Origin of the sequence: Psychrobacter sp. H8-1 (assembly GCF_904846575.1) — a bacterium.
Taxonomy (GTDB): Bacteria; Pseudomonadota; Gammaproteobacteria; order Pseudomonadales; family Moraxellaceae; genus Psychrobacter; species Psychrobacter fulvigenes.
In genome coordinates this window covers 3,041,706-3,054,002 of sequence record NZ_CAJHBG010000001.1, presented here as the reverse complement: position 1 = coordinate 3,054,002, position 12,297 = coordinate 3,041,706, and the positions used below count along the sequence as shown (strand labels likewise).

At 44.8% G+C, this 12,297-nt stretch carries 9 protein-coding genes and 1 pseudogene; 5 read left to right on the top strand and 5 right to left on the bottom strand.

All coding sequences use genetic code 11. The features are described 5' to 3' along the window. The first annotated feature begins 57 nt into the window (after positions 1–57). The gene (locus tag JMY01_RS12665) at positions 58–2,079 is read left to right on the top strand and encodes an ABC-F family ATP-binding cassette domain-containing protein (RefSeq protein ID WP_201576377.1); all 2,022 of its coding nucleotides are present in this window, start codon (positions 58–60) and stop codon (positions 2,077–2,079) included. 112 nt (positions 2,080–2,191) lie between these two features. On the opposite strand, the gene JMY01_RS12660 is transcribed toward JMY01_RS12665, so the two are convergent. Then, the gene (locus JMY01_RS12660) at positions 2,192–2,554 is read right to left on the bottom strand and encodes a septal ring lytic transglycosylase RlpA family protein (RefSeq protein WP_201576371.1); all 363 of its coding nucleotides are present in this window, start codon (positions 2,552–2,554) and stop codon (positions 2,192–2,194) included. Positions 2,555–3,111: 557 nt separating this feature from the next. Between JMY01_RS12660 and JMY01_RS12655 the strand changes: the two genes are divergently transcribed. Together JMY01_RS12655 and JMY01_RS12650 are read left to right on the top strand one after the other, a co-directional pair. Continuing rightward, positions 3,112–4,119: a J domain-containing protein gene (locus tag JMY01_RS12655; RefSeq protein ID WP_201576370.1), complete on the top strand. Its 1,008-nt coding sequence runs from the start codon at positions 3,112–3,114 to the stop codon at positions 4,117–4,119. A gap of 76 nt (positions 4,120–4,195) precedes the next feature. After that, positions 4,196–4,519 (top strand): chaperone modulator CbpM, encoded by a 324-nt coding sequence (locus JMY01_RS12650; protein ID WP_201576369.1) that lies wholly within the window; start codon positions 4,196–4,198, stop codon positions 4,517–4,519. 226 nt (positions 4,520–4,745) lie between these two features. Here the strand turns inward: JMY01_RS12650 and sstT are convergent, their stop codons facing one another. From sstT to JMY01_RS12630, 4 genes are all read right to left on the bottom strand, one after another. Continuing rightward, positions 4,746–5,948: a serine/threonine transporter SstT gene (gene sstT, locus JMY01_RS12645; RefSeq protein WP_201576368.1), complete on the bottom strand. Its 1,203-nt coding sequence runs from the start codon at positions 5,946–5,948 to the stop codon at positions 4,746–4,748. A gap of 239 nt (positions 5,949–6,187) precedes the next feature. Next, positions 6,188–6,670 (bottom strand): DNA polymerase III subunit chi, encoded by a 483-nt coding sequence (locus JMY01_RS12640; RefSeq protein ID WP_201576367.1) that lies wholly within the window; start codon positions 6,668–6,670, stop codon positions 6,188–6,190. 126 nt (positions 6,671–6,796) lie between these two features. Continuing rightward, a complete protein-coding gene (locus tag JMY01_RS12635; protein ID WP_201576366.1) occupies positions 6,797–8,443 on the bottom strand; it encodes a leucyl aminopeptidase in 1,647 nt (548 codons plus the stop codon). 248 nt (positions 8,444–8,691) lie between these two features. Beyond that, positions 8,692–9,297, bottom strand: coding sequence for a cysteine hydrolase family protein (locus JMY01_RS12630; protein ID WP_201576365.1), 606 nt, complete (start codon positions 9,295–9,297; stop codon positions 8,692–8,694). A gap of 308 nt (positions 9,298–9,605) precedes the next feature. Between JMY01_RS12630 and lptF the strand changes: the two are divergent. Beyond that, positions 9,606–11,002: pseudogene (gene lptF / locus JMY01_RS12625) on the top strand (LPS export ABC transporter permease LptF). Next, on the top strand, positions 11,002–12,228 hold the full coding sequence (gene lptG, locus JMY01_RS12620; protein ID WP_201576362.1) for an LPS export ABC transporter permease LptG: 1,227 nt from the start codon (positions 11,002–11,004) through the stop codon (positions 12,226–12,228). The pseudogene lptF and the gene lptG overlap by 1 nt, the downstream one beginning before the upstream one ends. Positions 12,229–12,297: the final 69 nt, after the last annotated feature.

Sequence of the window (12,297 nt, the reverse complement as noted above, 5' to 3'; positions counted from 1 at the left end):
GTGTGTGCTTTACTATGACATTATTTTGCCAAAAATACATTGAGATGAAAAAAATCTATGATCGAATTTAAAGACGTTAGTGTTCGCCGTGATGGCCGTGAATTATTTTCTGGTGCTAGCTTTCAGCTGCATCCAGGCCACAAGGTTGGCTTAACGGGCAATAATGGTACAGGCAAATCTACACTATTTGCCTTATTACTGACGCAAATGGGCACAGGTGATACCGAAGTCACCGTCGATCGCGGAGAAGTGAGCATTCCTGATACTTGGCAGGTGGCACATATGGCGCAGGAAGTTGGCGCAAGCGCGCAAACGGCGATTGACTATGTGCTGGGTGGTGACGAAGAGTGGTATGAGCTCAACGAAGCAATGAGCGACTTGAGTACGGTCAGTGATGAGCAGATTGGAGTGTTGCATCAGCGGTTTGATGAAATCGATGGTTATCGTACGCCCACCAAAGCGGCACAAATCATGGCGGGCCTTGGCTTTAATACGACGCAACATGAGCTGCCAGTAGAAGGGTTTTCAGGTGGTTGGCGTATGCGTTTGAATCTGGCGAAGACGTTGATGAGCCGTGCAGATTTGTTATTGCTCGATGAGCCAACCAACCATTTGGATTTGGATGCGATTTTGTGGCTTGAGACTTGGATCAATCAATTTGAAGGGCTGGTCATCGTTATCTCACACGATCAGGCATTCTTAGATGCCACAGTCGGTCACATCTTGCACGTCGAACAGCAAAAAATCACATTATATACCGGTAATTATCAGCAGTTTATTCGCACCCGTCATGAGCGTATGGCGCAGCAGCAGCAGGCGTATGAGAAGCAGCAAGAGACGCGGGCACATTTAGATGACTTTATTCGTCGCTTCCGTGCTAAGGCCAGTAAAGCCAAGCAAGCACAGAGCCGTATCAAACAGCTAGAGCGTATGGCGGATCTATCACCAATGATGGCGGATAACCCGTTCTCCTTTAAGTTTTATGAGCCGGCACACATGAGTAGCCCACTGATTGAACTGACTAAGGCTGATATTGGCTACAGTGATACGCCGCTATTGTACAATGCCAATGTGCAAGTAACTCCCGACACACGGCTTGGGCTGCTCGGTATGAATGGCGCTGGTAAATCAACTTTGATCAAAGCCTTGGTTGGTGAGCTGGGCGTGCTGTCTGGGACCTACACCGTATCTGATACGCTCAAACTTGGTTACTTTAATCAGCATCAAATGGATACCCTAGATGCCGAAGCGACGCCAATGGAGATGCTACGCCGCTTGGCGGGCAAGACTTCCGACGCGTTATTGCGCTCATTCTTGGGTAGTTTTGACTTCCGCGGTGAGCGTATTGATACGCCAAGTAAGCTATTCTCGGGCGGTGAACGTGCTCGTTTAACCTTGGCATTGATTGTCTGGCAACGCCCAAATGTCCTAGTACTTGATGAGCCAACCAACCATTTAGACTTACAAATGCGTCAAGCTTTGACGTTGGCGTTGCAAGGTTTTGAGGGCGCAGTCGTTCTGGTCTCGCATGATCGTGAACTGATTGCCAATGTCTGCGATGAGCTATACCTTGTCCATGATGGCAAGATTGAAGAGTTCGATGGTGATATCAGCGACTATGGTAAATGGCTTAGCGACAAACGCAAACAAGAGAATGCGCCAGAGAAAAACACTGGTAAGAAGAAAAGTAAAAAAGAGAGTAAGAAGTTTGTTTCACGTGAAACAAATAACAGTCAAGTAAGCAATAAAGCATCTGCTATGTCAGAAAAGACCAAAGCCGCGCAGCCAACGCTTAGTAAAGAAGGGCAGCGCAAGCTGGCCGCTGAACAGCGCAAGCTGACCGCACCTGTCCGCCGTGACATTGAAGAGACAGAAAAGACTTTGGCTAAGATTGATAAACAGCTGATTGCTCTTGAAGAAAAGCTTGCCGATACTGACCTTTATGAAGAGAGCCGTAAAACAGACTTATTAAAGTTGCTTGATGAGCAAACGGAGCTGCAACAACAGCATGGCGACAATGAAGAAAAGCTATTGCTTGCCATGACGACTTTAGAAGAGATGGAAGCCAGTTTTGAGTAAAGGGTTTCGATAAATGATGAATCAGCTATTATTTAAAAGTTGAACTATCACTTAAAAGTTGAATAGCAGCCATAAAAAAAGGAGAAGCACCAGCTTCTCCTTTTTTATTACATTATTGCTTACGGTATTTACCATCACCATAAGACAGAATCTTCATGGTAGTGGTACAAAGCTGACAGTTTATTTTACCAGCAGCGCCTTTAGATAAATCAAGAATTCGTCCTGGTGTAAAAGGACCTCTATCTGTGATTTTTACTATTACGCTCTGCTTTGTCTTTTTGTTGGTCACTTCTACTTCCGTACCAAACGGCAGCGTTTTGTGAGCAGCGGTCATAGCATTCATATTGAAGATACTACCGCTAGCGGTGCGTTTGCCATGAAATTTACTACCGTAGTAACTGGTGTTACCGGCAAAGACTGTGGTACTCAGCAGTAGCGATAACGTGACAACCAAAGACTTGATTAAATAAGACATTTAATACCTTTATGCAGTTTATAAGATAGACAGATACTCTTGCCTATAATATTCCTACTCCCTATGAGTACGAATAATGCACACATAATACAATAAATAACTTGCTCTTTCCTTACAGATATGTAAAAAACGCTTGAGTTCAAAGTTTGCCAATGTGCATATGCTTGTTAATATGGGTATTCTATAAATAATTGGGTCATTTCGCCTCTAACTAAAAAGCCGCGTCTATTAGTTTGCACGAATTGACACTATGGCAACAGCGGTTAAACAACAATGATGCCAAAATCAAAATGGCATATAGTTGATACATTTTAAAACCGATACAGTGCTACTGGGATAAATTTTGTGCAGCCTCTGGAGTGCGAAGCGCACAGCAAGCAAGGAAAATTTGTACCAGTAGCACGACACTATAAACGCATCGATTTTATTTCGAGTTGACTATATGTGAATAAAGCTTTATGAATGATAGCAGCAGGCAAAAATGAAATACTGATCCATCATCCCCATATTATGTATTAGCTGAATTTTTGTAAATAAATACAATAAGGAAAAATAACATGGCAGAAAAAAACTACTATGACATTTTAGGGGTCAAAAAAGACGCCTCAGACGCTGAGATAAAAAAGAGATACCGTAAGCTCGTTCGTCAATATCACCCTGATGTCAGCGACGATCCAGATGCTGACAATAAGATTGCTGAAATTAATAACGCATATGAAACCATCAGGGACAAAGAAAAGCGTGCTGAATATGACGCCATGCTAAACAACCCATTTGCCGGTCAAAGTGGCGCAGGTGGGTTCGGCGGCTTTGGTGGTCAGTCTGGTGGACAGCAGGGTGGCTTCCGCTGGGAAGATATCAAAGATCAGTTTGGCGATGGTGAGGCCTTTGGCGATGGCGGCTTTCGCTTTGATGATATCTTTTCGGCTTTTGGGCGCGGTGCACGCGGTGGGCAGTCACAACAGGGCGGCTTTGATCAGTTTGGTAGTGGCTTTGGTGCTCAAGACAGCAAAGGCCAAGACCAACATGCAGAGATTACCGTTGATTTAGCCTCTGTATATAGTGGTGATGATTATAGTATTAAGCTAAACGTTCCTGTTCGTCAGCCTAACGGCAGCGTCGACTACGAGAATAAAACCCTCAAAATAAAAATACCTAAAGGTATCACTGATGGTAAGCAAATCCGCCTAGCAGGGCAAGGCGCTGCTGGTATTGGCAGTGGTAAAAACGGCGATTTGTTTTTGAAAGTCAAGATTCGCCATACGGACAACATCCGTTTAGAAGGTGCCGATGTCTATCAGACAGTGAATATCGCCCCATGGGAAGCGGCGCTGGGCGAAAAAGTAAACGTCACGACGCCAGCAGGCACGCTAGGTGTTAGTATCCCAAAAAACAGTAAATCTGGCAGCAACTTACGCCTAAAAGGCAAAGGCATCCCAGCTAAGCAAGCGGGTGATCTTTATTTAACCCTAAATATTATCAACCCTGATGTCAGCACCGAGGCAGAAAAACAAGCTTATGAGCAACTGAAACAAGCCTTTGCTCATGCATCCATTCAGCGTTGATAAGTTAGGCGTTGATAAGGAAACAAGATGCACAATTGAAAGCGATAAAAATAAAGAGATAACGAGGATGATAACTATGAAACACTCGCCCGAATTAAACGATATTGTTTTGAGCTTAGATGAGCTAGTGTCTGCGTGCGGTCAGGAGCACCAATGGGTATTGGCGTTGATTGAAGAGAATATCATCGAATATGATGTCCCAGATAGTGAGCAGTTCACAGGCTATCAGCTAACGACCGTCCGCCGTGCTTCACGCCTGAGCCGTGACTTTGAAGCCAGCGTGCCTGCTATTGGCTTGATCCTTGAACTATTAGATGAGCTTGAGCAACTACGCCAATTCAAGCGTCAGTGGGAACTAGAAGCACCAACGGTGGAAGTGGAAGTTCGTCATATTAAGTAGTCTGAACATAAAATCATACCAAGCCCAAAAAGTACGATTAACTTTGTCAAACTTGCTAAGTCTACTAGGAGTAGTACTTGTACAAGTTTTCCGCGTTACTCTAACTTTTGGAAATGGTATCAGTATCGATGTCAGCTTTTGCAATAAAAAAAACGCCACTTAATAAGTGGCGTTTTTTTGGCAAGTAAGTGATTAACTGTTTATAATTTTAACGCTATTTATAATATTAACGAGAGTATTTTGGATCAGCCGCCGCTGTAAATAGCACGTCGGTCGACGAGTTCAGTGCCGTTTCTGCAGAATCCTGAATCACACCAATGATAAAACCAATTGCGACTACTTGCATGGCAATGTCGTTTGGAATACTAAACAAGCTAGCGGCAAGCGGAATCAATAGTAAAGAACCACCAGCGACACCAGAAGCACCGCAAGCACTAATGGTCGCTACTAAACTCAATAGCAATGCTGAAGCAAAAGTTACTTCGATACCGAGCGTATGCGCAGCAGCCAGCGTCAACACGTTAATCGTAATCGCCGCACCTGCCATATTGATGGTCGCACCGAGTGGAATGGTGACCGAATAAGTATCTTTGTGCAGACCTAACTTGTCGGCGAGGTTCATGTTTACTGGAATATTGGCCGCCGAGCTACGCGTAAAAAAGGCAGTAATGCCTGACTCACGCAAGCAAGTAAATACCAGTGGATAAGGGTTTTTGCCCGTTTTGACGAGGACAATAATAGGATTGGCAACCAGCGCAATGAATAGCATACAGCCGACCAATACCATCAAAATACGCGCATAACCTGCCAGTGCTTCAAAGCCTGTCTCAGCCACTGTATTGGCGACCAAGCCTAAGATACCAAAAGGCGCGAGCGCAATGACCCATTTGACCACTTGCGAGATAGCTTCAGAAAAGTCCACCACCATATTGCGCGTGGCATCTCCTGCTTGACGTAGCGCAAAGCCGATGATTAATGCCCATGCCAAGATACCGATATAGTTGGCATTGGCGACAGCCTCGACTGGGTTTGCGACGAGGTTCATGAGTAGATTGGTCAAGACCTCTTTTAGGTTCGCTGGAGGTACTTGCTCGATAGTGGCGTTTATGAGCACCAGTTCGGTTGGGAATAAGAAGCTTGCTCCAACCGCCGTCAGTGCTGCCAAAAAAGTGCCAAAGACATACATAATCAGCACCGGCTTGATATAAACCTCACTACCACTGCGATGCTGACAAATCGCTGCCATCACCAAAATAAAGACCAGCACAGGCGCTACAGCTTTTAGTGCACCGACAAACAGTGTACCGAGTAGTCCTAAGGCAATACCGATATTAGGCGCAAGCCAGCCAATTAAAACCCCTAGCACTAAGCCGATAATAATCAGCGGCACCAGTCCTATTCGTTGGTACATCGCAATCAATGATCGCATACTCCATCCTCAACATAATCAAATAAGAAAAACCATTATAAAAACAGCATTATAAATGGGTGGATGTTAGCATTTTTTTGTATATTCTCCTACTGATATACCGTATTTACGTAGGTGAACAGACTAAAATATCTTTATATTTAGGAGGTTTGGGCAAGATTAAAAAGGCATAAAAAAACCCAAGCGCTCATTTGGCACTTGGGTTTGGTCGTGAAATAGAAAGAGAAGCTTAAAGCATACTACACTTTAAAGTGCGTGAGTTGATACTCTAACTGCTGATAGTGCTTGTACTTATTGCGCCCCTCTTGCATGCTTTTTGCATCAGGTTTAATGAGCTCAAGCACGCGAGTAGGGTTCGCGCTACCAGCGGCCGCCATAAAGTCATTGACTGGTCGAGGAGTGATATTGAGCACAATACCATCAAAATCGATTGGCATATAGCTGCTGAGCAATACAGGTGCTAACTTGGTAGCAGTATCAGCAGTATCAGCAGTATTGTCAGTCGCTGTGCTGCTATCGTTGTTAAGACGTTGATGCGGAATGAAGCTGCTGGCATCACGCGCCCACAGTGCCTCATCAAGTGTGCCAAGTAAGACATCCTCTTCAGCAAGGATTAATAACGACTGGTTGCTTTTATTAAGTGCAGTTTGGGTCAACTGACAAATAAAGCCCAAGAGGTCTTGGGCTTTACTCTCACTTAATACATAAAAGCTAATTTGCATGCGATAAACACTCTAGGTTAATAGCGTTTGACCAAGTGACATTGAATCAACAGACCTAAATCAAGTGATATTTAGTCAAAGAATAGACAAACGCCCAAATCATACCTGCCCCAATACTTAGGGCACTTAGATACTGTTTTTTAGATATTGCATAAACAGTGGTACTGGACGACCCGTTGCAGCTTTTTCTTTACCTGAGTTCCATGCCGTACCAGCGATGTCTAGATGCGCCCATGCTTGACCTTCTTCGACGAAGCGCGATAAGAAACAAGCAGCGGTGACTGCGCCAGCTCCTTTGCCACCGATGTTTTGCATATCAGCGATCGGCGAGTCGAGCTGCGATTGATAAGCATCATCCATTGGCATATGCCAAACGAGATCGCCTGATTGCATGCTGGCGTTTTCAAGCTCAAATAGTACATCTTCATCATTACTAAAGACGGCTGAGCGCACATGACCTAAGGCCACGACACAAGCGCCCGTTAAGGTTGCCACATCGATGATGGCTTTTGGCTGATAACGTTGTACGTAGCATAGCGTGTCGGCAAGTACTAAGCGGCCTTCCGCATCAGTATTTAGGATTTCAACGGATTTACCGTTCATGGCTTTTACGATATCGCCAGGACGAGTTGCATCACCTGATGGCATGTTTTCTGCGCAGGCTAACGCGCCGACGACGTTAATTGGTAAGCGTGCTTCACACAAGGCTTTGATGGTACCGAGTACAGCGGCTGAACCGCCCATATCAAACTTCATCTCATCCATCGCTGCACCTGGCTTGATTGAGATACCACCTGAGTCAAAGGTCACGCCTTTACCAACCAAGACGATTGGTGCATCATCGTTTGTAGCTTGTACATCATCAGCGCTGTCTTTGTCAGCATTTTTAGCAGACTTCTTATTAGGAAGTTTGGTCGGTATTTTATCAGCCAGCGCTTTTAGACCACCGCTGACTTTTGCACTACTGGTAGTGGTTTTTGCGCCAAATTTTGACTTACCTTGATACTCCATCAGCACAAGCTTACCTTCTTTGGTAGAGCCCTGAGCGACTGCTAAGAAGCAATCCATGCCCAGCTCTGCCATCTCATCTTCACCCAGCACCGTTACTTTTAGTAGGTCAGGATAGGTTTTTGCCAGTGCTTCGGCTTGCTCTGCCATATAAGCAGGGAAGCAAATGTTGCCTGGTTCATTGGCCACGTCACGGGTTAGGCTTTGACCGGCAAAGACAGATTGTGCAAATTCCAATGCAGGCTCAAGCGCTGCATCAGCCAGTACATAAATATCTGTAAGAATAGGCGTGGTTTGCTCAGATTTGTATTTATCAAAGCGATAGCTTGCTGCCAATAGATTCAGCGCAAACTGACCGAACTGAGTGTCTTCTAAGGTATCACCAAGCGCGACTGTGATTGAAGCGACACGCTTTTGCGTGCTGTCATAGATAGTCTTAGCGATCTTTTGTAATACGGTGTTGTTGAGCTTATCAACATTACCCACACCGACCAACAATAGCTGCACTGGATTTTGCTTAGTGGTTTTTTTGTCACCTGCCAATGCGTAGTCAGCGACAGTCTCACAGGCTTTGCCATTGAAATGCGAGACTTCGATTAATTGCTCAATACGAGTTGTATAATCCGTTAACGCAGATTCGGCAAGGATATTTTTTTTATCATCGACTAGTACTACTAGGCAAGCCTCGTCTTTATCTTTGGCTTCTTTTTTGAGAATCTTTTTGGTATGAGTTTGGGGTAATTGTTGGGTTAATTTAATATTCATATATTATTATCCTTGTTAGAGTGGTTAAAATTTAAATGATTGAAAACAACACAGCGACGCACAGTTACTGCCTATTCCACTAAGGCTTATTATTAGAGGTTGTTTTGCCAAAATATATAGTCAGGTGTGCGTGGTAGTGTAGCATATCAGGTAGTCAGTGCGCTGTCCGTAAGGCTTAGGTAATGATTTCACACACTTCTTACTACTATTTTGTATTAGTTATACCAATACCTATATCTATACAGCCCCTAATGATTAACGAGCTTATCTGTCGATAGTAAGGTTGCAAACATGTCTTGAAGGGCCGCCATCGCGGTGTCATGCATGATGTCCGCAGTTATGGCACTGCCTTTAGCATCAGGCAAATCACGAGTAGCACAAGCATCATGACAAACAAAGTTCTCCAAGCCAATATCAAAGGCGGCTCTCACGCTTGAGCTGACACACATGTGACTCATAAAGCCTGCAAAGATAACCTGCTGTTTACCAGTCGCTTTTAGCAGCTCTTGCAGTGGCGTATCATGGAAGGCGTTAGGATGTTTTTTGGTTATGGTTTTTTCGCTATCAAGCGGTTTTACATCTTCGATAAAGTTGACCTTAGATGACAGTGGGTCAAAAATATTGCCATTATCTTCGCCATGATGCGCCACATGAAACACGGGAACAGCCTCCTTTCTGGCTTTTTCAAGCAGCAGGCGCGCATTGGCAACTGCTTTAGCGCCGGCTTCACCCAAAGGCAGTGCACCATCAACATATTCGTTTTGATAATCAATAAAGACGATAGCGCAATTTGACCAATCGACGCTGCCAAATTGTCCGCCAGCAAGATTGATTAGGGTAGAGGGAGTAGACATTGTATTCTCCATTATAGGTTAAGTAAGTAATAGGTTAAGTGAGTATTGTGAGTATGGTTATGAGTTTTACTAAGTCTAACAAGTAATAGGGGTGATACTTATCAAATGATACGAACCACACACAAAATTTTCTAAAGAATAAGTGCTTAACTTTATTTATTTGATTTCAGGGGTTTATGTGTTTATTTGTCTTATTACTTTCCATTTAATAATAGCTGACGAGTAAGATTTAGGTAATGTTTTCAAACACATTTCACAGCCATTTTTTACAAAAACATGCTAGCATTAGCGGTTACGCCTAAGCGTCTATGAGAGCTGAAAACTCAACTAAATTTTCTGATACATGCCGCGACCCTTGCGATGAGCGCGCGACTGCCAACTGTGAAGAGTACTTATTTGTGATATTACGCCGTTATATGACCCGTCAAGTTGCCTCAACCACTGCTTTGGTATTGGGGTTTTTGGTGGTGATGATGCTCGGTGGTCGCTTGATACGTTACTTTGGCATTGCCGCTGAAGGAAATTTGGATATTGGTTTGTTATTTACCATTATTGGTTATAATTTGCCGTATTTTTGGAGCTTATCCTACCGTTAGCGTTTTTTATTGCCTTAATGCTGGTGTTTGGTCGCCTCTATGTTGATCAAGAAATGGCCGTGATTAATGCCAGTGGCGTCTCGCGTGGTAAGCTTGCCCGGCTGATGACACCGTTAATACTGGCATTATTTGTCGGTGAAGCAGCATTGTCAGTAGTAGGTAAGCCGTGGGGTGTGCGCTCATCGGAGAGTGTCTGGCAGCAACAAGCATTGACCAGTGCCTTTGATTTGATTCGTCCCAAGGAGTTTATCAGTAGTGGCAATTACCATCTCTATGTCGGCAGTCTCAGCGATGACAAAAAACAACTGCAAGATGTGGTGCTGATTCAAACTGAGCCTGTCAAAAAAGGCAGCGCTCCTAAAAATCCTCCTACTACAGATGTAAACGTCTCAAGCACTGCAAATAACTCTGAATCACTTGATGAGCTACCCATCCCAGAGCTGCCCAAAGCGTTAATCGATACGGGCAATGAAAAAGTCAGTAAAGATACCATTACCCTCGCTAAGCGTGCCGTGCAAGTAGACAATAGTGGCAGCGGCGTGACGCAGTTGGATCTGTTCCAAGGTCGTCGCTATGAAGTGGGTGCAGGCAGTCTTAAGTATAATCAGGTGGGCTTTGAGCGTTATCGTATTACCTTGACTGAATCTTCCAAAGAGATCGTCACTGAAAATAATATTGAAACCCAAAAGATAGGCGCACTTTGGCAAGTGGCGACTGGCGGCGTGCCAGATAGCAGTATCGATACCTTGCGAGCAGCACAAGGCGAGCTTGGCTATCGTTTTGCCCTGCCTTGGCTGATGATTATCGCTCCTATGTTGGCAGTGCCGCTCGCGCAAGTGCGTCCACGGCAAGGGCGTTGGTTGCGTCTGTTTCCCTCTATTTTATTATTTGTTAGCTGTGCGCTAGGGATTATCTCTCTTAAAAACGCCGTGAGCAAAGGCAGCGTCAGCGTGTGGGCATATGCATGGTTGATAGTAGGATTCATGGCATTGGCACTATATATGAACTGGGGCAGTCGATTCCAGCATCGATTACGCGTGAGCCTAGAAGACAAGGCATTAGGATCTAGCGATCATCCAGCAAAAGACTCTCATGGAGGTCAAGCATAATGCGCTCCTGGACATCTAAAGCCCAATCCTCGCAAGGCCGATCTACTGCCAGTCGCTCAGCCAACCTAAAAGTGCTTGGTCGCTATGTAAAGACCAATGCACTGCTAGCAATCATCGCTGCCGTCGTTGGGCTGTGGGCATTACAAATCCTCTTTACCTACTTATCTGAGCTTGAAGATCTGAGCGACAGCTACACCATGTCAGATGCGCTCAGGTATATTCTGTATCGTTCACCTTATTTTTTAGAGCAGTTTATCCCGACTGGGGCGCTACTTGGTGCAGTCGTGGGCTTAGGATTACTGGCCAATAAAAGCGAGTTGGTAGTCATGCGCGCCGCTGGGGTTAGCATCTATCGCATCGTCGGTTGGGTGTTGCAACCTGCGCTGATTTTTGTACTTTTGGCTCTAGGCATCAATCAGTTTGTACTACCGCATTCCAATCAGTTAGCAAAAGAGATTAACGACGAAGACAGTAGTTCATTGGTCACCTCTGTCCGTGGTTATTGGACGGTGCAGCCGCGTTTTCAAAATACAGCGGAAGACAGTACGGATGGCGATGCTCAACCTGACGGCAGCGATATTTTGTATATTGATTATGCCGATGTGCAAGGTAATATCGGCACCGTCAAGCGGTGGCACTTAGACAATGATGGCAGATTGCAAACGGCGATTCGTGCCGAAGGCGGTCAATATAGTGGGCGTGTCGCAGTGCCTACCGCCAGCACCGAGCCAAGTGAGCAATATCGTTATGAATGGCAGCTAAACGATATGACTGAACTGACGATCAATCAAGGCTTTGAGAGCAGCCAAACCAAGAGCGCCTCAGACACCTTGAGCTTGCCATTCGCGCCCGAGTCCGTTTACTTGTTGACTCGTGTGGCGGAGGATCTATCTCTAACTCAGCTATATGATCATCGCCAATTGATGCGCCAACAGGGCAACCGCTCCTTAGAGCATGAGCTGTCATTTTGGCAAAAGCTGCTGTCACCTTTGTCTATATTATCGTTGGTTATTGTCGCTTGTTCCTTTGTCTTTGGCTCGCTGCGTACCCATAGCTTAGGCTTGCGAATCGTGGTGGCATTATTGTTTGGTTTGTTATTCAGTTATATCCAAGACTTGGTTGGTTTCGTCTCATTGGCGACAGGCTTTTCGCCACTCTTGATGGTATTATTGCCGATTATTGGTAGTGCGATTTTGGGTGGGTACTTGCTTAAGCGGCAGATGTAATATCAGTCTAAAAAGTACGATTAATTTTGTCAAATCTACAAAGCTCAATTAATACCACATTGTTAGCTA

Bases quoted from the DNA above. Each gene is read 5' to 3' on its own strand.
- JMY01_RS12665 (WP_201576377.1), top strand. From the start codon at position 58: ATGATCGAATTTAAAGACGTTAGTGTTCGCCGTGATGGCCGTGAATTA.
- JMY01_RS12660 (WP_201576371.1), bottom strand. From the start codon at position 2,554: ATGTCTTATTTAATCAAGTCTTTGGTTGTCACGTTATCGCTACTGCTG.
- JMY01_RS12655 (WP_201576370.1), top strand. From the start codon at position 3,112: ATGGCAGAAAAAAACTACTATGACATTTTAGGGGTCAAAAAAGACGCC.
- JMY01_RS12650 (WP_201576369.1), top strand. From the start codon at position 4,196: ATGAAACACTCGCCCGAATTAAACGATATTGTTTTGAGCTTAGATGAG.
- sstT (WP_201576368.1), bottom strand. From the start codon at position 5,948: ATGCGATCATTGATTGCGATGTACCAACGAATAGGACTGGTGCCGCTG.
- JMY01_RS12640 (WP_201576367.1), bottom strand. From the start codon at position 6,670: ATGCAAATTAGCTTTTATGTATTAAGTGAGAGTAAAGCCCAAGACCTC.
- JMY01_RS12635 (WP_201576366.1), bottom strand. From the start codon at position 8,443: ATGAATATTAAATTAACCCAACAATTACCCCAAACTCATACCAAAAAG.
- JMY01_RS12630 (WP_201576365.1), bottom strand. From the start codon at position 9,297: ATGTCTACTCCCTCTACCCTAATCAATCTTGCTGGCGGACAATTTGGC.
- lptG (WP_201576362.1), top strand. From the start codon at position 11,002: ATGCGCTCCTGGACATCTAAAGCCCAATCCTCGCAAGGCCGATCTACT.